The 20,847-nt window shown below is 63.6% G+C and carries 21 protein-coding genes and 1 CRISPR repeat array (1 of these 22 only partly in view); of the genes, 14 read left to right on the top strand and 7 right to left on the bottom strand.

Annotated features, from left to right (window positions below; all coding sequences use genetic code 11):
• Window positions 1-33 precede the first annotated feature (33 nt).
• Window positions 34-2,817, top strand: coding sequence for an FAD-binding and (Fe-S)-binding domain-containing protein (locus tag ACNQFN_RS11930; RefSeq protein ID WP_068635139.1), 2,784 nt, complete (start codon window positions 34-36; stop codon window positions 2,815-2,817).
• 136 nt (window positions 2,818-2,953) lie between these two features.
• On the opposite strand, the gene ACNQFN_RS11925 is transcribed toward ACNQFN_RS11930, so the two are convergent.
• The gene (locus ACNQFN_RS11925; RefSeq protein WP_217999545.1) at window positions 2,954-3,418 is read right to left on the bottom strand and encodes a LysR substrate-binding domain-containing protein; all 465 of its coding nucleotides are present in this window, start codon (window positions 3,416-3,418) and stop codon (window positions 2,954-2,956) included.
• Here ACNQFN_RS11925 and ACNQFN_RS11920 point away from each other — a divergent pair.
• Window positions 3,391-3,939, top strand: a complete 549-nt coding sequence (locus ACNQFN_RS11920; protein ID WP_245650828.1) for a RidA family protein — start codon at window positions 3,391-3,393, stop codon at window positions 3,937-3,939. The two genes, ACNQFN_RS11925 and ACNQFN_RS11920, sit on opposite strands and share 28 nt — an antisense overlap.
• A gap of 115 nt (window positions 3,940-4,054) precedes the next feature.
• Window positions 4,055-4,225, top strand: coding sequence for a hypothetical protein (locus ACNQFN_RS11915; protein WP_217999547.1), 171 nt, complete (start codon window positions 4,055-4,057; stop codon window positions 4,223-4,225).
• Between the two features lie 81 nt (window positions 4,226-4,306).
• Here ACNQFN_RS11915 and ACNQFN_RS11910 read toward each other — a convergent pair whose 3' ends face one another.
• The 6 genes from ACNQFN_RS11910 to ACNQFN_RS11885 form a co-directional block, all read right to left on the bottom strand.
• Entirely contained in the window at window positions 4,307-5,236 is a 930-nt protein-coding gene (locus ACNQFN_RS11910) for a pyridoxal-phosphate dependent enzyme (RefSeq protein WP_418646604.1), read from the bottom strand.
• Window positions 5,237-5,307: 71 nt separating this feature from the next.
• Window positions 5,308-5,451 carry an AMP-binding enzyme gene (locus ACNQFN_RS11905; protein WP_245650829.1) on the bottom strand — a complete coding sequence of 48 codons (144 nt, stop codon included), beginning with the start codon at window positions 5,449-5,451 and terminating at the stop codon, window positions 5,308-5,310.
• A 25-nt stretch (window positions 5,452-5,476) separates the two neighbouring features.
• A complete protein-coding gene (locus ACNQFN_RS11900; protein ID WP_068635140.1) occupies window positions 5,477-5,689 on the bottom strand; it encodes a dodecin in 213 nt (70 codons plus the stop codon).
• Between the two features lie 41 nt (window positions 5,690-5,730).
• Window positions 5,731-5,868 (bottom strand): hypothetical protein, encoded by a 138-nt coding sequence (locus tag ACNQFN_RS11895; protein WP_418646603.1) that lies wholly within the window; start codon window positions 5,866-5,868, stop codon window positions 5,731-5,733.
• 105 nt (window positions 5,869-5,973) lie between these two features.
• The gene (locus ACNQFN_RS11890) at window positions 5,974-6,636 is read right to left on the bottom strand and encodes an MOSC domain-containing protein (protein WP_418646602.1); all 663 of its coding nucleotides are present in this window, start codon (window positions 6,634-6,636) and stop codon (window positions 5,974-5,976) included.
• 277 nt (window positions 6,637-6,913) lie between these two features.
• Entirely contained in the window at window positions 6,914-7,825 is a 912-nt protein-coding gene (locus ACNQFN_RS11885; protein ID WP_418646601.1) for a PEP-CTERM sorting domain-containing protein, read from the bottom strand.
• 395 nt (window positions 7,826-8,220) lie between these two features.
• On the opposite strand from ACNQFN_RS11885, the gene ACNQFN_RS11880 reads away from it, so the two are divergent.
• The 11 genes from ACNQFN_RS11880 to cas2e all read left to right on the top strand — a co-directional run bounded on the left by ACNQFN_RS11880 (window position 8,221) and on the right by cas2e (window position 19,819).
• A complete protein-coding gene (locus ACNQFN_RS11880) occupies window positions 8,221-10,299 on the top strand; it encodes a c-type cytochrome (protein ID WP_418646600.1) in 2,079 nt (692 codons plus the stop codon).
• Between the two features lie 524 nt (window positions 10,300-10,823).
• Entirely contained in the window at window positions 10,824-13,469 is a 2,646-nt protein-coding gene (cas3, locus tag ACNQFN_RS11875) for a CRISPR-associated helicase Cas3' (protein ID WP_418646599.1), read from the top strand.
• Window positions 13,470-13,482: 13 nt separating this feature from the next.
• Window positions 13,483-15,039, top strand: a complete 1,557-nt coding sequence (gene casA, locus ACNQFN_RS11870; protein WP_418646598.1) for a type I-E CRISPR-associated protein Cse1/CasA — start codon at window positions 13,483-13,485, stop codon at window positions 15,037-15,039.
• Window positions 15,036-15,557, top strand: a complete 522-nt coding sequence (casB, locus tag ACNQFN_RS11865; RefSeq protein WP_418646597.1) for a type I-E CRISPR-associated protein Cse2/CasB — start codon at window positions 15,036-15,038, stop codon at window positions 15,555-15,557. Before casA ends, casB begins: the two co-directional genes overlap by 4 nt.
• Window positions 15,554-16,711, top strand: coding sequence for a type I-E CRISPR-associated protein Cas7/Cse4/CasC (gene cas7e / locus ACNQFN_RS11860; protein ID WP_418646596.1), 1,158 nt, complete (start codon window positions 15,554-15,556; stop codon window positions 16,709-16,711). The genes casB and cas7e overlap by 4 nt, the downstream gene beginning before the upstream one ends.
• A gap of 3 nt (window positions 16,712-16,714) precedes the next feature.
• Window positions 16,715-17,383 (top strand): type I-E CRISPR-associated protein Cas5/CasD, encoded by a 669-nt coding sequence (cas5e, locus tag ACNQFN_RS11855; protein WP_418646595.1) that lies wholly within the window; start codon window positions 16,715-16,717, stop codon window positions 17,381-17,383.
• Complete coding sequence (gene cas6e, locus ACNQFN_RS11850) at window positions 17,358-17,996, top strand: type I-E CRISPR-associated protein Cas6/Cse3/CasE (RefSeq protein ID WP_418646594.1); 639 nt, start codon at window positions 17,358-17,360, stop codon at window positions 17,994-17,996. Before cas5e ends, cas6e begins: the two co-directional genes overlap by 26 nt.
• A 32-nt stretch (window positions 17,997-18,028) precedes the next feature.
• Window positions 18,029-18,370: a UPF0175 family protein gene (locus tag ACNQFN_RS11845; protein ID WP_418646593.1), complete on the top strand. Its 342-nt coding sequence runs from the start codon at window positions 18,029-18,031 to the stop codon at window positions 18,368-18,370.
• Window positions 18,371-18,391: 21 nt separating this feature from the next.
• Window positions 18,392-18,613: a DUF3368 domain-containing protein gene (locus ACNQFN_RS11840; RefSeq protein ID WP_418646592.1), complete on the top strand. Its 222-nt coding sequence runs from the start codon at window positions 18,392-18,394 to the stop codon at window positions 18,611-18,613.
• Window positions 18,614-18,615: 2 nt separating this feature from the next.
• Window positions 18,616-19,542 carry a type I-E CRISPR-associated endonuclease Cas1e gene (cas1e, locus tag ACNQFN_RS11835; RefSeq protein WP_418646591.1) on the top strand — a complete coding sequence of 309 codons (927 nt, stop codon included), beginning with the start codon at window positions 18,616-18,618 and terminating at the stop codon, window positions 19,540-19,542.
• Entirely contained in the window at window positions 19,523-19,819 is a 297-nt protein-coding gene (gene cas2e / locus ACNQFN_RS11830; protein ID WP_418646590.1) for a type I-E CRISPR-associated endoribonuclease Cas2e, read from the top strand. The genes cas1e and cas2e overlap by 20 nt, the downstream gene beginning before the upstream one ends.
• Before the next feature lie 90 nt (window positions 19,820-19,909).
• A CRISPR array of direct repeats spans window positions 19,910-20,847; the repeat unit is 29 nt; unit sequence GTGTTCCCCGCTCGCGCGGGGATGAACCG (it continues 1,105 nt past the right edge of the window).

Below are 20,847 nucleotides of genomic sequence, written 5' to 3'. Positions count from 1 at the left end.
GTTGTTCCTACCTTTTTGCCGGGACGACTCTCCATGTCCGCACTGATCGAAGCTCTCCGCCGCCGGCTGCCCGCCGAGCGCGTCATCACCGACGAACTGCGTCGCCTTGCCTACGGCACGGACGGCAGCTTCTACCGCCTGATTCCGGAGGTCGTCGCCGTCGTCGACAGCGAGGACGACGTCCGCGACGTGATCGCGCTCGCTCGCAGCCACCAGCGCCCGGTGACCTTCCGCGCGGCCGGCACCAGCCTGTGCGGCCAGGCGGTGACCGATGGCGTGCTGGTGCTGCTCGGCGAAGGGCTGGCGAGCTGCCGTATCGCCGCCGACGGCGCCACGGTGGAAGTGGGGCCGGCCATCATCGGTGCCGAGGTCAACCGCCGGCTGGCGCCGCTGGGGCTCAAGATCGGCCCCGACCCGGCATCGATCAACGCCGCCAAGATCGGCGGCATCGCCGCCAACAACAGCAGCGGCATGTGCTGCGGCACGGCGCAGAACAGCTACAACACGCTGGCGGCGATCCGCGTGCTGCTGGCCGACGGCAGCCTGCTCGACACCGCCGACGCCGCCAGCGTGGCCGCCTTCCGCGCCAGCCACGCCGCCCTGCTCGACCGCCTGGCCGGGCTGTCCGCCGGCATCAAGGCCGACGAGGCGCTGTACGCGCGCATCCGCAGCAAGTACAAGATCAAGAACACCACCGGCTACAGCCTCAACGCCCTGGTCGATTTCGACGACCCGGTGGACATCCTCGCCCACCTGATGATCGGCTCGGAAGGCACGCTCGGCTTCATCTCCCGCGTCACCTACCGCACCGTGCCGGAATACGCCAACAAGGCCAGCGCGCTGGTGTTCTTCCCCGACATGGAAAGCGCCTGCCGCGCGGTGGCCGGGCTGAAGTCCGCGCCGGTGGATGCGGTCGAACTGCTCGACCGCGCATCCTTGCGCTCGGTGGCCGACAAACCGGGCATGCCGCCGCTGCTGCGCGAACTGGCCGATGGCGCCACCGCGCTGCTGATCGAGACGCGCGCTCCGTCGGCCGCCGCGCTGTCCGAGCGGATGGCAGCGGTGCTCGCCGAGCTGGCCCGCCACCCGCTGCTCGAAGCGCCGGCCTTCACCACCGACGCCGCCGAGATCGAGCGCCTGTGGAACGTGCGCAAGGGCACTTTCCCGGCGGTGGGCGCGGTGCGCAAGCCGGGCACCACGGTCATCATCGAGGACGTCGCGGTGGCAGTACCCGACCTGGCCGCCTGTTGCCTCGACCTGCAGCACCTGTTCGCCAAGCATGGCTACCACGAGGCGATCATCTTCGGCCATGCGCTGGAAGGCAACGTCCATTTCGTGTTCACGCAGGATTTCGGCATCGAGTCGGAAGTCGCCCGCTACGCCGCCTTCATGGACGAACTGTGCACCGTGCTGGTGGAGAAGTACGATGCCTCGCTGAAGGCCGAGCACGGCACCGGGCGCAACATGGCGCCCTTCGTCGAGCTGGAATGGGGCGCACAGGCCTATGCGCTGATGAAGGAAATCAAGCGCCTGTTCGATCCGGAAGAACTACTCAACCCCGGCGTCATCATCAACGACGATGCCGAGGCCCACCTGAAGCACCTCAAGCCGATGCCCGCCGCCGGCGAGCTGTACGCGCCGGTGGACCGCTGCATCGAATGCGGCTTCTGCGAACCGCAATGCCCGTCGCACGGCCTCACGCTGTCGCCCCGCCAGCGCATCGTCGGCTGGCGCGAACTGTCGCGGCGCAAGGCGGCGGGCGAAGCGCCCGGCGAACTCGGCCACGACTATCTCTACATGGGTCTGGACACCTGTGCCACCTGCGGCCTGTGCGCCACCGCCTGTCCGGTCGGCATCGAAACCGGCGCGCTGACGCGCGCAGTGCGCGGCGAAAACCTGTCGTCGGTCGCACGCACGCTCGGCCGCGTCGCCGCCAACAACTTCGGCGCCACCCAGGCACTGGCCCGCAGCGCATTGAAAGCCGGCCACGTCGCCGAATCGGTGCTCGGCACGCCGCTGCTCGCCCGCCTCACCGGCGGCGCGTGGAAGGCCGGCATGCCGCGCCCCCAGCCGGCGGGCCGCGTCAACCCCGCCGCCAGCGGCGACAAGGTGGTCTATTTCCCGACCTGCGCCGGCCGCATGTTCGGTGCCGACACGCCCGAGAATGCGCTGTCGGCCACGGTCATCCGCGTGCTCGAACGCGCCGGCTACGCCCCCGTCGTGCCCGAAGGCGTCGATGCGCTGTGCTGCGGCCAGTCCTTCGCCAGCAAGGGCATGCCCGCTGATGCCGACCGCAAGTCCGCCGAACTCGAAGCCGTGCTGCGCCACGCCAGCGAAGACGGCCGCCACCCCATCGTGCTCGACGCCAGCGCCTGCTCGCTGCGCATGAAAACCTTCCTCGCCGAACGCCTGCCGATTTACGACCTGGTCGAATTCGCCCACGACGCCTTGCTGCCGCGCCTGATGCTGGCGAAGAAGGCCGAGCCGGTGCTGGTCCACCTGAACTGCAGCGCGCGCCGCATGGGTTTCGAACGCAAGCTCACCCAGCTCGCGCGCGCCTGTGCCGAACAGGTGACGCTGCCGGCGGAAGTCAAATGCTGCGGCTTCGGCGGCGACCGCGGCTTCGTCGTGCCCGAACTCAACGCCCACGCACTGCGCAAGCTGGCCGCCGACATCCCGGCCGGCTGCTGCGGCGGCTATTCCAGCAACCAGACCTGCGAAATCGGCCTCACCGCCGCCACCGGCCTGCCCTACCGCTCCATCGTCCATCTGCTGGACGAATGCAGCCGCGAGGCGATGCGGCAGGCATCTTGCTGAACGCCTCTCCCGCCATGCTGCGAACCATCGAATCCATCGTCCGCTTCGTACCGGACATCGAAGTCGCGATCGGTCATCTGGCGCACAAGGGCACCGTCCTGTACCACGGTCCCATCACCACGGGCGTTGCCCTGGTTCAGGCCAGAGCCTGCTGCACTTCTTCCCTGATCCATTCCGCAAACGCCTGGACTTCCGGGCGCTGCATGGCATCCGGCAGCGTGACCAGGTAATACGCGAAGCGCGCCGGCCAAGGCTTGTCCAGCACTTGTACCAGACGCCCGGCAGCGATTTCATCGCAGGCGTATTCCTGCGGCACCAGGGCGAGCCCTTGACCGGCCACGGCCGCCCGGATCAGCAGGTAGTCGTCCTCGAATGCCGTGCCGCGTTCGGCGCGCGGGTCGTCGGGCACGCCATGCGCCGCCAGCCACAGCGGCCAGTCCGCACGGTCAGCGTCCTGGAGCAACGGCCACCTCAGGCAATCGGCCGGTTCACGAATAACGGTGTTGTTTGCCTGCTGGGCCGGACCGGCAACCGGCGCATGAGGGAGGCCGATGCGATGAGCAGCACAGCCGATTGTTGCCGCTCCTGATGGCGGGCGCACCGCTCTTCATGAAACCTCATCGCTTTTCCATGCTGTCGGCAGCGCTTCTGCTCAGCGCCAATGCCCTGGCCAATCCCGCACTTTCCGCACAGGAGGAATCCGCCATGCCCTCCGCAAGCACCATGCTTCGGCCCGTCAATCCTGCGGGCGCCGTTATCCCCGGCATTTCCTCTGCCGTCGTCGTTGAGAGCGGCAGGATGATGTTCCTGTCCGGGCACGTGCCAATGGATGCGGGCGGCGCAGTTCTTCCGCCAGACCTTGAAAGCCAACTGGACCAGGTATTCAAGAACCTGAGCGCAACGCTGGAAGCGGCAGGCGCAACACCTCGCCAACTGGCGCGTATCACGATTTATGTGCGCGATTTCCAGGCGGATCAACTGCCCGCCATCCGCCGCGCACGAGACCGCTTCATCGACCAGGAACGGCCTCCCGCCAGTACATTGATCGGCGCGGCAGAGCTGTTCCACCCCAATGTACTGGTCGAGATGGATGCGATTGCTGTGCTGCCGCCGGATGCCTGATTTCCCTCGGTACACCGGAATCCATTGAAAGGAGATTCACCCATGGATCGACCCGCACGATGAGCCGATCCATGTGCAGCGCGATGGCCGCAGCGAAACCGTCACCCTGACCGGCATGAAAGTCAAAGCTCGCAATCTGGCCGACGGGCGCTGGTTCTGGGTCATCCTCGGCAGCGACGAAAAACCGATGGTGTTCGAGCGCGACATCGTATGGATCACCTTCCCAGGCCATCGCAAGACCGAGAAGTGGCTGCATGACGGCTGGCTCAGGGAGCAAGGCCGGTAGATCGGGACGATCCCCTGGCAGTGCGGTGCCAGACCCTTTCAGCCCGTCAGATTTCCGGGCCAGCATGGATACATGACTGACTCATGGATTCGCATCCAATGCGGCATGCCACTGGTGCAACTGCTGGGCGGTGGCGGTTACGCCGCCGCACACTACCACCAGCACATCAGCGGCATCGGCCAATGCGCCAGCCTGCCCGTAGGCCACCGCCAGGCTGGCACCGCAGGCGGGCTCCACCAGCATCCGATGGTCGTCGAGGAAGCGCTCGCACGCCTGCACGGCAGCCTGGTCGCTGACCACCGCGGGCCGTACCGGATGCTGCTGCGCCAGGGTGAATGCATGCTTGCATACCTGTCGCGCGCCCAGCGACGTGGCGATGCTGGTGATGGCATCCAGCGCGATGCGCTCGTTTGCCGCGAGCGAACGCGCCAGCGCATCGGCGCCACCCGTTTCTGCGGCGACGATGGGCACGTCCTGCCAGCCATTGCGGCGCAAGCCTTCCACCACACCGCAGAACAGGCCGCCGCCGCCCACCGACAGCACGATGGCATCGGGCTTGGTGCCGGCCGCCGCCACCTCGTCGATCAGGGTGGCATGGCCTTGCCAAAGCAGCGGGTCATCGAACGGGTGAAGAAAGGCGTCTTCCTCGCCCAGCAGGGATTGCGCCAGCGCATGGGCTTCATGCCAAGCCGCTCCATGTACGACCAATTCCGCGCCTTGTGCGCGGATCAAGGCCCGGGCTCGCTCAGTGGTGGTTTCCGGCACCACCACGACGACCGGCACGGACAGGCAGCGGCCGGCATAGGCCACGGCGATACCGGCATTGCCGCCGGAAGAGGACACGAAACGGCGCTTGCCCGTTCGTGCGTGCGCTTTGCAGGCCGCGCCGATACCACGAATCTTGAAGGAGCCCGAAGGCTGCAAGTTGTCGAGCTTGAGCCTGATGCGCCGGCCTGCGGCCTGGCTCAGGGAATCGGATGCGATCAGCGGGGTTTCGATGTGCAAAGGCATGGGCAAGCAGAAAATCAGAAAAGCGGATAATAAATGACTCCGGGCCAGGCAAGATCCCGGCGGGAAAACGCTCAGCCCTCGGCCTCGCTTGCGTAGCGCGCGCGTAGCTCGCGCTTGAGCAGCTTGCCCGAAGCATTGCGCGGCATGTCCTCGACAAAGAACACGCGCTTGGGCACCTTGAACGAAGCGAGCCTGGTGGGCACGTAGGCAATCAAGTCCTCCGCCGCCCGCCCACAGACCTCAATCGGCTTCGAGCCGGAAGCCGATCTTCAGCGTGACCTGGAAGTGCGCCACCTTGCCATCGACGACGTGGCCGCGGGTTTCCACCACTTCGAACCAGTCGATGTGGCGGATGGACTGCGCCGCAGCCTCGATGGCGTTGCGAATGGCAGCATCGCTGCCCTCGTGGGACGAGCCGACGACCTCGACGAGCTTATAGACGTGATCGGACATGTGAGCCTCCTCTTGGTGGTGAGGCCGGGGAATCGGCCTTCTCAGTTCGAATCGCCATCGCAATGGCTGGAAGACACTTGCCGCGCTTCGAAATTCCGCACCGAAGAACGGTAGGCACGTACGCCGAGCACTGCCACCGCGATGAGGATGCCGATGAAAACGATGAGTTTGAATGCCATGTCAGTCGGTCCCGTTCGCTCCTGAAACGCCCCTTTCGCCTCAGGCGCGGCCAATGCCTTCAGTGTAGCCGCACATCTCCGCTCGCGCCTGCCGCAGCGCGTCGCTCAGCCGGCATTCGCCTCCAGCCAGGCCGCCCTCTCCAGCCAGCGCCCGGCCTTGTCCGCCGCAAGTCCCGGTGCCGCTGCGATGCGGCGCAGCGCCGCAGGATCGGGCCGGTGCGCCGTCACCGTGTCCCAGTATTCGGCCAGCGTCAGCCAGGGATTCGGCCGTTCGAGCAGTTCGATGCCATCCCCGGCGCACAGGCGACCTTCCCGCAGTACCCGGTAATACCAGCCGGTGACGCCCGCGGCCTCGACGAAGCGCGAGGCGTCCTTCACCTTCAGCCGCAGGTCGATCTTCCAGCATGGCGAGCGCGGCTGGCTGACCTGCACATGCGCCTCGCCGATGCGCAGCACGTCGCCGATGCAGATGTCGTGCTCGACCAAGCCGCGCGTGCTGATGTTTTCGCCCAATACACCCGGCCCGACGATCTGCGCGCACTGCGGCCACTCCTCGGCCAGCAGCGCGTAGTGCTCGGCCGGATAGTGATGCAGCGCCTTGTCCGGCCCGCCGTGGTGGCGCAGGTCGGCCTGCTCGTCTCCCGCCAGCCCAGTCGTGCCCAGTTGGACCGGGCCGTCGACCGCCGACTTGAAGATTCCGCTGGCCTCGCCTTCGGGCAGCATCAGCCGCACGCGTCCGACGAAGACCTGATCGACCGTGCTTTTCATCGCTTCTCCATGGATCGGAACAGGGAAAATCAGCTTACCTGAACCCGCCCCACCCGGGCCATCGAAGACGCGCTTGCGTGCCGATGGCGGCGCCACAGCGCGATCGCCCGACCGCGCATAGTGGATGTAGAGCGATGCATTCCAAGCCACACGATTTAACCATCGGCAGGCTTCCTGGTGTACGCGCCAGAAATTCTTGGAATGATCCTCACTGCCCTGATCATCGCCTACGCACAACCCGGCCAAAGCCGGGTTGTGCGTGCAATCGAAGCTGAGATCAGTGCTTGCGGCGGCGAGCAGCAGCCAAACCAACCAGGCCCAGGCAGGCCAGGGCCAGCGAGCCGGGCTCGGGCACCTTGCCGGGCTCAACCGGGATATCGATCGTGTCGAGCGAGCCGCCCATCACGTATGCGTAGTTCCACACAACGGTATCGCCGCTCAACAGATCACCCAGGTTGAATGCCAGGCCGATGCCATGGTCGCCAGAACTGGAGTTGCCCTGGTTGCCGCCAGCCAGATAGACATCCGGATCGGTCACCGAGCAGCAGGCGCCGACGATGCCCGTGTTGTGCGCGATCGGGCCCGAATAGAACAGGCCCAGCGGGTAGCCGGAGATCGCGCCGAGCGAGCCGACGAAGTCCTCCAGCGAAACGCCCTGATCCGCAATGCCACGCTGGTTGTTCGTGGCCGCGCTACCGCCCGAGTAGTTGTCCGGATCGGGATCGACGGCGCGCGAGATACGCACGTTGTCCAGGTTCGCGTTCGCAGTGAACGTGGTCTGGATGTTCACGCGCTGGTCGCCTTCGTTGAAGTAGAACAGGTGCGTCAGCGAGAACAGGTTGGTCGTCGTGCTCCAGGTGGCGCCGAAGTCGAACGAGCCGCTTGCCACCGACGTGGTACCGGAAAGCGACAAGCCGCCAGAGTTGGAATTCGAGTACGAGCGCGCGGAACCAGTGGAATCCGTCAACCTGATGCCGAAGCCTTCAAAGGGAATCCCGGGCGATACATAATCCTTGTCCGCAGGGAAGTTGCCGGTGCCGGTGGGGTCAAAGCGCAAAGAATTGAACACCCCCCCATCGGTAATATTCACCCGCACAGATTGGGATTCGAGCAGGACCGGCGCAGCCAGGGTCGTGCCGGACGTCAGCGCGGCAGCAAGGGCCGCAATACTCAAGGTAAAAATTTTCATGAGCGCCTCTTTGTGAATCGAAGTACGTGACAAATTGACTGACCAGGATGGAGGACAGGCCGCACACCGACTAGCAAACGGCATGCCATCTTATAAAAATCAATAAAATCAAAATATTGTGATTTTATTGATGATTTCAATACTATAAATGTAATAAATTTCGACATCACCGCGGTCTGGTTGAATACCCCGCGCTGAGCCCGCGCGTAGAAAGTTCAAACGCCATTCTGTCCGTGGCGAAAACCCATCGGCATCCCGCCTTCGTGTAGCCATGACCAGCAAGCTGCCGAGCCCAAGCCCGACAGGCCGCTAGGGAGATTTTCTTATATCCCTTCCATGAACAAGGAAATAAGCTCCCGGCAAGTCAAATCGTCATGAGCCAAAGGGAGCTTTCCATGAATACGCGAGCGATCCTGCGAGCGGTCGGCATCGGCTGTTCGCTGTTGCTGGCCTCCGCTACCGCATCGGCCGGCACGGCGCAGGCCGATGTGGTCAGGCGCGGCGAATACATTGCCCGCATGGGCGACTGCGTCGCCTGTCACACCGCGCCGGACGGCAAGCCGATGGCCGGCGGGCGGGCGCTGGAGACGCCGTTCGGCATCTTGTATTCCACCAACATCACGCCCGACGGCAAGACCGGCATCGGCCGATACACGTTCGAGCAGTTCGACCGCGCCATGCGCAAGGGCGTGGCCGCCGACGGCCACAACCTGTACCCGGCCATGCCCTACCCGTCCTACGCCAGGATGACCGCGCAGGACATGCGCGACCTGTACGCCTACATGCTGAACGGCGTCGAGCCGGTCGAGCAGGCGAACAAGGAGAACGACATGGACTGGCCCTTCAGCATGCGCTGGGGCCTGTCGCTGTGGAATGCCGTCTTCCTCGACGACGAGGCATTCGAGCCGGTCGCGAACGAATCGGAACAGTGGAACCGCGGCGCCTACATCGTGCAGAGCCTGGGCCATTGCGGTGCCTGCCACACGCCGCGCGGCTTCGCCTTCCAGGAAAAGACCATGAGCGACCAGGGCGGCAAGGGCGCCATGTTCCTGGCCGGCGAAACCGTCGAAGGCTGGCGCGCGCTGAGCCTGCGCAACCTGTGGACGCCGGAGGACACCGCCGAGATGCTCAAGACCGGCCGCAACAAGCACGGCACCGTCTCGGGCAACATGGTGGACGTGGTGCAGCACAGCACCCAGTACATGACGGACGAGGACCTGCTGGCCGTGGGCGTGTATCTGAAGTCGCTGCCGGCGGGCAAGGACGACCTGCCGATGCAGGTGGCCCAGGGCCCGGCGCCGAACATCGTCCCGCTGTCGGCAGGCATGGGTGCAGCGCCGGACGACGACGTGCCGACCAACATCTTCACCACCCGCGGCGGCCTGGGCTACCTGCAGTTCTGCGCCGACTGCCACCGCGCCAACGGCGACGGCGTACCCAATGTGTTCCCGCCGCTGACCGGCAACCACACGCTGCAGTCGCAGGACCCGGCCACGCTGATCCACATCATGCTCACCGGCTGGCGTGCGCCGGTGACCGAAAGTCATGCGCGGCCGCTGTACATGCCGGCCTTCGCGCAACTGGGCGACGAGGAAATCGCCGAGATCCTGAACTTCACCCGCCGCAGCTGGGGCCGCAGCGATGCACGTGAAATCCTCGCAAGCGAGGTCGGCAGCGTGCGCAAGCACCTCGGCGCCAAGGGCATCGACGAGCGGCCGTTCGAGACGCCGCGGCTGGCCGACATGCTGAAGGAAGCGAACGCCGAGCAACTGGTGCTGGGCGCGCGCCTGAACATCGACACTGCCCGCATGCTGCCCGATCACGTCGGCGCAGCGATGAACTGCGCCAGTTGCCATTTGAACGCCGGCACCGTGGCCGATGGTTCGCCCTACGTCGGCGTGTCGGCCTTCTTCCCCAGCTATGGCGCCCGCGCGGGCCGCGAAATCACGCTGGAAGAGCGCATCAACGGCTGCTTCCAGCGCTCGATGAACGGCAAGGCGCTGCCCAAGGAGTCGGACGAGATGAAGGCGATGGTCGCCTACTTCGACTGGATGAAGCGCGAGACCAAGCCCGAGGATCGCGTCGAGGGCCGGGGCATCGGCAAGATCGACCGCAGCATCGTACCCGACCCCGACAACGGCAAGCTGATCTACGCCGCCCAGTGCGCCGTCTGCCACGGCGACGAAGGCGAAGGCATCAAGGACGCCAGGGGCCGCTGGGTCTATCCGCCGCTGGGCGGCGAGCACTCGTTCAACATCGGCGCCGGCATGGCCCGCATCTACACTGCCGCGGCCTTCGTCAAACGCAACATGCCGATCGCCTTCCACGGCAGCTTCCCGCTCGGCCAGGGCGGGCTGTCCGACCAGGAAGCGGTGGACGTGGCGGCCTGGTTCAGCCACCTGCCCCGCCCGGACTTCGCACCCAAGGTCAATGACTGGCCCAAGGGCGGCAAGCCAAGCGACGCGCGCTACTGAGCAGCGGCTGGATGTCGAGCCAGCGGCAGGCTGCACGCCGGTAACTAAAGACGAGGCCGGTTTGCGCGACGATTCCAGCCTGATCATTGAAAACTGGCTTGAACGATAAGGGAGTACAGGCAGATTCGGCCGCGCTGCACCGACGCAGCGCGGCCGGGTCATCCAAACTGGCACGCACACCATCAAGCGCCGTCGCCAGATTGGGCAAGCTCGGCACCAGGAAATCAGTCGCACCCAGCATCTCCCGGCAATCGTCCCGGAGAGACGTTGCTGTTGGATGCGACAACCAAGCAGCCGCACACCCAAGGCTGTCGGAGGATTCAAGCAAACCCTGCACCGAAGCCTGCAAGCCGACCACCGGTCAGGCGCCGTGAAGTACGACACGGAGCACTGCCGAAGTAGCCCGTCATACGAGCCATTTGCCGGCGAAATTTTGCATCATGCATACAATAGCGGTTTTGTATTCCATGACTGCAAAGGCAACACGACAAGGGGCTTCCCACGCTGCAGCCCTTCCTACGAGAATGACCAACATCTGGGCGAAAACTGACGGAGAAGGCAGGTGGCACCCCCTGTTGTTGCACTGCCTCGATGTGGCAGCGGCTGCGCTTGAAATCCTGAATCGCGAACCGCGGCAGACCCGTCGTCAGTTTGCACGTGCCCTTGGACTGTCTTGGGAAGAAGCCAAACCGTGGCTGCTTCTTCTGATTGCAGCCCATGATCTCGGCAAGGCCTGCCCCGGTTTTCAGTGCAAGTGGCAGAACATCTCCGGACTCGATCCGGGCCGCAGCCCGAACACCAATATAAACCACGCCTTCGTCAGCCAGATCGCACTGGCCGCTTGGCTGGTCCAGCGCAACTGGCCCGATGAGCTCGCCCGGCTGGCTGCCGATGCGATAGGTTGTCACCATGGCAATCGGGCCTCGCCGACCACGCTTGAAAATCTCGAATGGGATCGCAGCGCCGTCGGAAAGAGCCCTTGGGCCGAAGTCCGCTTTCAATTGCTCGACACTCTGTTCGAAGTTTTCGAACCAACGGCGTTTCCAAGCACATCCACCCTCCCCGGCCCGGAGTTCATGCTATTGGCCGGACTCACCAGCTTTGCCGACTGGATCGGCTCCAATACCGACTGGTTCGGATTTGGTGCCGCAACCGATACTGCCGCGCCGAAGAAATGGTTTGAAGCCCGCTGCGACACTGCCGTACAGGCACTGGACGCAATCGGCTGGCAGCCGCGCAGGCCCCTGCTGACACGTCGCAACAGTTTTTCCGAAGCCTTCGGTTTTGCTCCACGCCCTTTGCAGAATGCCGTGGAGGTCGCACTGGAAGAGTTGGCCGAGCCCGCCATTCTGCTCATCGAGGCCCCCATGGGCGAGGGCAAGACCGAGGCTGCGTGGTTTGCACACCTGGAACTGCAGCGTCGCTTCGAGCATCGTGGCTTGTATATGGCTTTGCCCACCCAAGCCACGGGCAATGCCATGTTCGTCCGCACGCTGGCTTTTTTGCGCGCGCGCAGCGCCGACCGTGTACTGGACGTGCAATTGCTGCACGGGGGCACGCTGCTCAATGACAGCTTCCAGCAACTTCGCCTGACGTCGGTCCATGACGAAGAGCACCCCGTAAACGCACAGATCAGGGCCAGCGAGTGGTTCACCCACAAGAAGCGGGCATTGCTCTCCGAATATGGCGTGGGCACGGTGGATCAGGCCTTGCTGCCCATCCTGCCGGTGCGTCATCACTTCGTACGCTTATGGGGATTGGCCAACCGGGTGGTGGTGTTCGATGAAATTCACGCTTACGACGCCTACACCGGCACGCTACTCATCCATTTGGTACGTTGGCTACATGCACTGGGTTCGTCGGTGGTGTTGCTCTCGGCCACTTTGCCACCTGCCATCCGGCGCAATTTGGCCAAGGCGGTAGGCGCCGAACTGCCCACCACTGAAACGCCTTACCCACGATTAAGCGCCTTCACCAGCGGAGCAATCCGGCAAATCCATTTCGAAGCCGATCCCGAAAGGCGTCTGACCGTCGACATCCAGCCGATTGGCACCACCCTCGACGAGATGCAGGCTGCGCTGATGCACAACCTGGCCGATGGCGGTATGGGCCTCGCACTGGTCAATACGGTGCAGCGGGCGCAGGAGCTGTATGGCTTGCTCCCCGAAGGTATCCCGTTGCTGCGGGATGGAGATCCAGTCGGCAAGCGGCTGAACGATGGTAGCGAGATTTATCTGTTCCATGCTCGTTTCCCAGCCAAGCAGCGCCAGGTACGCGAGCAGCGAGTGCTTGATATTTTCGGTAAATCCGGTGGAGAGCATGGCGAACTGCGCAGCGGTCGCAAGCTCCTGATCGCCACCCAGGTGGCCGAACAAAGCCTGGATCTGGACTTCGATGTCATTGCAACCGACCTCGCCCCCATTGATCTGCTGCTGCAACGGGCCGGCCGGCTATGGCGCCATCCCAGGCCGCAGCGTCCTGTTGCTCTTCCGGTGCTGCTGATCGCTGGTCTGGCCGGAGATGCGCCGGAGGATTTCGGCCGCCCGCTGTGGTGGAGCGCGGTTTATGCCGAATCGATTTTACTGCGCACTTGGTGTTTGCTGCGGCAGCCAGCGCACCGGCAAATCATCCTGCCCGACGACATCGACACGCTCGTACAGGCAGTCTACGAGGAAAACGTTCCCATCCCGGAGGAATTACAGTCCCGGCTGGACAAGGCGCTCATGGAATCCGACGGTAACGACATCACCAAGACCCAGCAGGCCCATGCCGCCATTATCGGTATGCCTGATGACGCGTCCTGGGACGAACCGGCACGATTTGCCCTCTACGACGAAAACGACCCCTTCGTGCATCGCACCCTGGCCGCCCAGACCCGCCTGGGCGACGAGTCCCTGATCGTGATTCCCTTGGGACCAACCGATGGCTTCGTTGCCGAAACCGCACCCAGCTTCGAGCAGGCCAAGGCATGGTCGCTGCAGGCGTTGCGCGTCGGTCGCAAAGGGGTGGTGAAACAGCTCAAGGCACGGGGCATTCCTGAAACGTGGCAGCAATCCCCGCTGTTGCGCAACAGCTTTCCCCTATACCTGGATGAACTCGGACGCTGGCTGGACGACCCATCAGTCCGTCTTGATGCGGCCTTAGGCCTGATCTATGACAATAACACTTGAACACGGAGACACAATGGCCGACAGTACAAAAAGCGCAGAACCGGCGGTCACACCGAGTTTCAATCTCATCGATGAGCCGTGGATACCTGTTCTCTGGCAGGACGGCTCACGCAGCGAACTGGGCATCCGCGAAACGCTTCTGCAGGCAGACCGCATCGCCGAGATTCAGGATGCTTCACCTCTGGTGGTCGCTGCGCTGCATCGCTTCCTGCTGGCGGTGCTGTACCGAGCGCTGGAGGGGCCGTCGGACGGGCAGCAGGCCAGAACCTGGTTCAAACAGGGTTGGCCGACCGAGAAGATAGAGGCTTATCTGGCGCAATGGCGTGAGCATTTCTGGTTATTTGACGCGCATTTCCCCTTCGGACAGATTCCCACATTCAAGCCCCGGATATGGCGGGCGTGGACCGTACTGGCCGCCGAGCACAACGCCGACAACGCCAAAGTCCTGTCCGACCATGTGGACGTGAATCAAGCCGGCGCAATCCCTCCAGCCCAGGCCACCCGCTGGCTGCTGGCGACGCAGACTTTCTCGGTGAGTTGCGGCAAGAGCGAGTTGTCCCATACCGGCACGGCACCGTCCGCCACTGCGGCGATGGCCATACCATTGGGGCACAGTCTGCGAGATACCCTTTCGTTCTTGCTCGTTCCGCAGAATCGTTTGGTGCTGGAGCAAGATATTCCTCTCTGGGAACGGGCGCCGGAAACGCTGGAAGCATTGAAAAGCGGATGCGAGCGGGCTGTCAGCGGCTATGCGGATCGCTACACTTGGCGCATTCGCGCTGTGCGCTTACAGGTCGACGCGGATCTCATGGTGCCGCGGCTTGCCTTCGCATCGGGCGTGGGGCATCGGGCGGAACAGCAGACCGACCCGATGCTCGGCTATCGAGTCGACGAAAAGAAAGGCCGCTTGCCCATGATCTTTCGTGAACGGGGATTCTGGCGCGACTTCGACTCCCTATTGCCCGACGCTGCAAGGTGTGCGCCTCAAGTGATTGAGCATGCTGTTGACTTGGGCCGTGCAGTGCCGGAGCGCTTTCCTTCCACGGTGATGGTGGCAGGTCAGTCCAATGACAAGGCCAAGATCGAATACTGGCGCATGGAGCGTTTCAGCCTGCCATCTGCACTGGCCGGAGATCGCTCTGTACGAGCGGAGATTCGCACCTTGCTGGCCGAGTCGGAAGAGGCACAGACCGCCTTGTGGTACGCCTGCAAGTCCTTTGCCCGCAACCTGCTTAGTCGTGGCGAACGGGAACCTGCAGGAAAGGATGTGAGCAACTTCGTGCGCCAGATGCCCGTCACCGATAGCTACTGGTCCAACCTGGAACCTCGCTTTCATCAGGTTCTGGCCGAATACACCGAGGATAGTGACCCCGAAGACATCCGCCTGTCGTGGCTGCGCCATGTGCGTTCCGCCATGAGCACCGCCTGGCGTGCCTACGCATCGGGCGTTGCCGTCGGCGATGCCTGGGCGATCCGCGCGCTTGCCTTGGCCGAGGCTTCGGTACTGCGCCACATCGGGAAGCTCAATGATGAAATTTCCAAACTCGAACCCGACAAGGAGCCTGCATGAGTGCTTACCTCGACTGGCTGGAGGAGATGAACAAGCGCGATAGCCGCGTTCGCGCCGTGCTGCGCCGCAGCTTGGCCTTCGCCCCTGGTGTCTTTCCCGCAGCCTACCCCTATGTCGAACCCTTCCTGGCGGAAGATGCCAGCCATTGGCGGCGACAAGTTCATTACCTGGTCGCGGCGCTATGGGCGGCTCATTGGAAGGCGGAGCGTAGCGGCGGTATCCAGCCCATCGGCAAGGCCGCCGCCCTGCTCCAGTTGGCAAGCAAGTCGGCCAGCACCGAGCGCCGCTTCATCGCCCTGCTCGATGCGAACCCCGACGAACTGCCCTATCGGCTGCGCCAGATGGTCGCTCTGCTGAAGGATCACACCATTGATTTCGACGCACTGCTCACCGACCTCCTGCGCTGGCAATCCCCGGACAAGCGCACCCAGAACCAGTGGGCACGCCAGTTCTACCGCACGCTGCAGCAAGACACCGATCTGCCTGAAGAATCCGAAACCGAAGAGGAGTCCGCATGAAGACCATCGTTGAAATCCACGCCCTGCAGAACTTCGCGCCGTCCAACCTCAACCGCGACGACACCGGCGCGCCGAAGGATGCGCTGTTTGGCGGTACACGCCGGGCGCGTATTTCCAGTCAGTGTACGAAGCGGGCAGTGCGGCAGTTCTTTGGCGAGCAGGTATCGCAGGGCATTCTGAGCACGGACGACTTGGCGCGGCGTAGCAAGCGAGTACTTGAAGCGCTAATCGAAATCCTGGTCGAAAGAGGCCGGGACCCGACCGATGCAAAAGAGAAGGCCACATTGGCTCTGGGGGCCATGGAGCTTGCGATCAAGGACGAAGGCAAGACCGAATACCTGCTCTTCCTCGGTCAGCGCGAAATCGCCGGCATCGCCGAGGTGGTACATGAAAAGTGGGATGCCCTGGTTGCGTCCGCAACGCCCACCACCGAGGGCAAGAAAGCGGGCAAGGCCAAGAAGCAGGCCGCGCAAGGCATTGATCCAGATATCAGGAAGGCACTGGACAAGGTGTTCAACGGTGGCAAGGCATTGGATGTGGCGCTGTTCGGGCGCATGCTGGCCGACATGCCCGAGAAGAACCAGTACGCCGCCTGCCAGGTCGCCCATGCTTTGTCTACTCACGCGGTGGAGCGGGAATTCGACTTCTACACCGCCGTAGACGATCTCAAGCCCGAGGACACCGCTGGGGCGGACATGATGGGCACGGTCGAATTCAATTCCGCCTGCTTCTACCGCTATGCCGTGGTCGATTGGGAAAAGCTGGGCGCGAATCTGCAAGGAGACGGCGAACTGGCTGCCAAGGGGTTGCGCGCCTTCCTCGAAGGCTTTGTCGTAGCTGAGCCCACCGGCAAGCAGAACACTTTTGCTGCACACAACCCACCGGAGTTCGTGCTGGCAACGGTGCGCCGCAATACCGCTCCGCGCAATCTGGCCAATGCCTTCGAAACTGCCATCCGCGCCCGTGACAACCTGACGCGCAACTCCGCCAATGCGCTGCTCGGCAAGGCCAAAACGCTGCAAGCGGCCTATGGCGGCGAGGCGGCTGCCTTCGTGCTCGACCTTTCCGGCGCGGAGATCGGCGATGCGGCCCAGCCAATTGCATCGCTCGCGGCGCTGCTGGATGCGGTGATCGCCGAAGTGCAGCAGGGCTGAATCATGGCCACCTTACTGCTGCGCCTGGTGGGGCCGATGCAGTCCTGGGGCACCACCAGCCGCTTCGACGAACGAGATACCGGCAAGGAACCCAGCAAGTCCGGCGTACTCGGGCTGGTGGCAGCGGCGCTGGGCATGGATCGGGAGAACTGGGCCGACCTGGAGCCCCTGTGCCGCTTGCGCATGGGGGTGCGCCATGACCGACCGGGAGTGCCAAAGCGCGATTACCAGACGGCACAGCGGGTGATTTCGGCCGATGGTTCGAAGATCCACGACACTGCCGTCACCACCCGTCACTACCTCGCCGATGCCGCTTTCCTGGTTGGGTTGTGTGGCGAGGACCGTATCTTGCTCGAACGCGCACACGCCGCATTTGCTGATCCGGTCTGGCCTCTTGCTCTTGGCCGAAAATCTTATGTTCCATCGGAACCGATCTGGATGCCTGGCGCAGTGGTGGATGCCGATCTGCGCGAGGCTTTGACCCAGTGGCCGTCCATCGCCCCAGCACAGCGAGGTCAGCCACGTACACCAAGAATTCTGTCTCTGGAATCTGCCGACCGTTCCGGCCTGATGAAGATGGATCAGCCCCTGTCGTCCTTTGCCGAACGTCGCTTCGGCCCCCGTTTCGTACTCTCGGAGGTGCTGGATGTTCCTGTCCAAACTGGTGCTTGACCCCACCCATCCGCAGGCGCGGCGGGATCTGGCGAACGCCTATGAAATGCACCGCACCCTGAGCCGGGTGTTTGCCGACAGCATCGACAGCCCGCCAGTGCGTTTCCTGTGGCGGCTGGAACACGGCGGCGACCGCTCTCCCGAAGAGGGGGCCACTGTCCTGTTACAGTCTGCCACAGCCGGCTGCTGGCAACGCCTGCAGGAAGAGCCGGGCTACATCCGCACCCTGTATCCGGACAAACCCGTTCCAGTTGAGCAACTGCTGGAGGCAGACCGCTGTTATGTGTTCCGGCTGGTGTGCAACCCAACAGTCACCCGCGCCGGCAAACGCTATGGCTTGATGCGCGAAGAGGAGCAACTGGGGTGGTTGGTCCGGCAGGGGCAGCAGCACGGTTTCACCTCACTGCACACCCGCATAGGTCGCAGCGAGCGCGTAAGCTACCAACAGGGACGCAGTGGCCGGCGAATCACACTGCAGGTGGTACAGTTCGACGGTCTGCTGAGGGTGGATAATCCGGAACGAGTCGGGTCGGCGCTGATAAAAGGCATAGGCCATGCCAAAGCGCTGGGACTGGGAATGCTGTCGGTTGCACCCGCACCCATTCGGCGATAATTGCCACACGACGCACACTTCGGGAGCCTGCAATGCACCAGCTCACCACTGATGAACTGACGAACCGGCCTGACAGCCTGCTGGCCGACGCACGCCGAGGCGAATCCGCGCTGGTGACGGATCACGGCAAGCCCGTGTTCATGACCGTGCCGATGGGCGAGGGATTCGACGCTCGCAGCGTACGCCTGGAACTGGCAGTGCGTCTGTTCGATCTCGAGCAGCCCACTCTGGGAGGCGCTGCAGCCATGGCAGGCCTGTCGATCAGCGAGATGATCGACGAGCTTGGCGGACGTCGGATTCCCGTCATCCGCATCACACCGGAAGAACTCGACGAAGAACTCGCCTATGCCCGGACGCTTGCTGATCGCGGATAGCGACACACGCTCGCCCTTGGTGTGGAACTGGGTGCGGCCGTGCTGATGGATGAAAGGAAAGGGCGACGGATTGCGGTTGAACTCGGACTACCCGTGCTTGGAACCCTGGGCCTGCTGATCCGGGCGCGTGAAAGCGGCCTACTCCCCGCGCTCAAACCCCTGATCGGCATCCTGCAAGACTCAGGCTATTTCCTGTCGCCCTCGCTGGTGGAGCGCATACTGACTGACCTGGGTGAAGCCTGAACATGCTCCCGCCGCTCAAACCCATCCCCATCAAGGAACGCATGTCCATCGTCTTCGTCGAGAAAGGCGAGATCGACGTTGTCGATGGCGCTTTCGTTATGGTCGATCAGCAAGGCTTTCGGGTACGCCCGGTGCTCGCTCATATCCCGGTCGGCGGGGTAGCGTGCATCATGCTTGAACCCGGCACACGAGTTTCGCACATGGCGGCGGCACTCGCCGCGCGCGTGGGCACCTTGCTGGTGTGGGTGGGCGAGGCCGGGGTGCGCCTGTACTCGTCCGGCCAGCCCGGCGGCGCGCGCGCCGACCGGCTGCTCTATCAGGCACGCCTAGCATTGGATGAAACCCTGCGTCTCAAGGTCGTGCGCAAAATGTACGCCATGCGTTTCGGCGAAGAGCCGCCCGCGCGCCGCAGCGTGGAGCAATTGCGCGGAATCGAAGGGGTCCGGGTACGCAAGACCTATCAATTGCTCGCGCAAAAATTTGGGGTGAAGTGGTCTGGACGCAACTACAACCCGGAGGACTGGGACGTGTCCGATCTGCCCAATCGCTGTCTGTCATCCGCCACTGCCGCGTTATATGGCGTGACTGAAGCGGCCGTGCTGGCAGCGGGTTATGCACCGGCAGTCGGCTTCATCCACACCGGCAAGCCGCTGTCCTTCGTGTACGACGTGGCCGATATCTACAAATTCGAAACCGTGGTGCCTGCAGCTTTCAAGGTGGCTGCATCTGAACCGCAGAACCCGGAACGTGCTGTGCGTCTGGCCTGCCGCGACATCTTCCGTCAGACCAGACTATTGGAACGCATCATCCCGGACATCGAAACCATACTTGCCGCCGGAGATGTGAGCCGCCCCGATTCCGTCGATGGAGTCGTCGGTCCGGCCATTCCCAACCCCGAGAACATCGGCGATGCTGGTCATCGTTCTTGAAAACGCACCACCTCGATTGCGTGGCCGTCTGGCCGTCTGGCTATTGGAAGTGCGCGCAGGCGTCTACGTCGGAAACTACTCGAACAAGGTCCGCGAGCACATCTGGAAGCAGGTCGAGGATGGGATTGACGACGGCAATGCAGTCATGGTCTGGCGCACGAACAATGAAGCCGGGTTCGAGTTCCTGACGCTTGGGGCGAACCGACGAATGCCAGCAGACTGGGATGGCGTAAGACTTGTGAGTTTCCATCCCGAACCCACGGACGACGCTCCTTAACAATCCGAACAAATGCCTACAGCATGACGAACTATCGGTAGAATTTGTCCTCTCCATTTTTCCATTGAATTTCATGGAGATGGAGGAAGTGTGTTCCCCGCTCGCGCGGGGATGAACCGCATCCTCTCGTTCGGCTGCTTGAGCGGCTTCCGTGTTCCCCGCTCGCGCGGGGATGAACCGTGCAATGCATGCCGCCGTCTTAAGTAGCTGCTGTGTTCCCCGCTCGCGCGGGGATGAACCGCTTTCCGGCGCCAGGACGTAGTTACCGCGCGGGTGTTCCCCGCTCGCGCGGGGATGAACCGGCGGTGGCGCTGCTGTCGTCTGTCTTCGAGGCGTGTTCCCCGCTCGCGCGGGGATGAACCGGCGACGAAACGAAGGAAGTGCGGTAGGACGGTGTGTTCCCCGCTCGCGCGGGGATGAACCGTCGGTTTCATCATGTTCATCATTACACGAACAGTGTTCCCCGCTCGCGCGGGGATGAACCGTAGATTCCGACGAACAACTATGCACAGTCATAGTGTTCCCCGCTCGCGCGGGGATGAACCGTACGGTAGGACGGTGAAACTGCGACGGACGGGGTGTTCCCCGCTCGCGCGGGGATGAACCGGCCGTCGAGCTTGGAGAACACGACTTTTTGACGTGTTCCCCGCTCGCGCGGGGATGAACCGCTCTGGCCACCCCGATTGCCGCCGTGGGTGGCGTGTTCCCCGCTCGCGCGGGGATGAACCGTATTCGGGCCAGCAATCCGCCCTGATGAACAGGTGTTCCCCGCTCGCGCGGGGATGAACCGGTGGTTCCCTGAGTTCTACACCGCGCGATCCAGTGTTCCCCGCTCGCGCGGGGATGAACCGTCTACGCCGCCAATTCGCTCGTCGTGCGCTACGTGTTCCCCGCTCGCGCGGGGATGAACCGCAGCCGGCCGGCATTGCTTACGACAGCACCGAGTGTTCCCCGCTCGCGCGGGGATGAACCGCTGTCTTCCCAGGTGCCGGTGACCCAGGTCTGGTGTTCCCCGCTCGCGCGGGGAT

The sequence above is a fragment of the Thauera butanivorans genome (assembly GCF_048398245.1).
Taxonomy (GTDB): domain Bacteria; phylum Pseudomonadota; class Gammaproteobacteria; order Burkholderiales; family Rhodocyclaceae; genus Thauera; species Thauera butanivorans.
The sequence above is the reverse complement of the archived record's forward strand: the minus strand, read 5'-3'. Positions and strand labels throughout refer to the sequence as shown.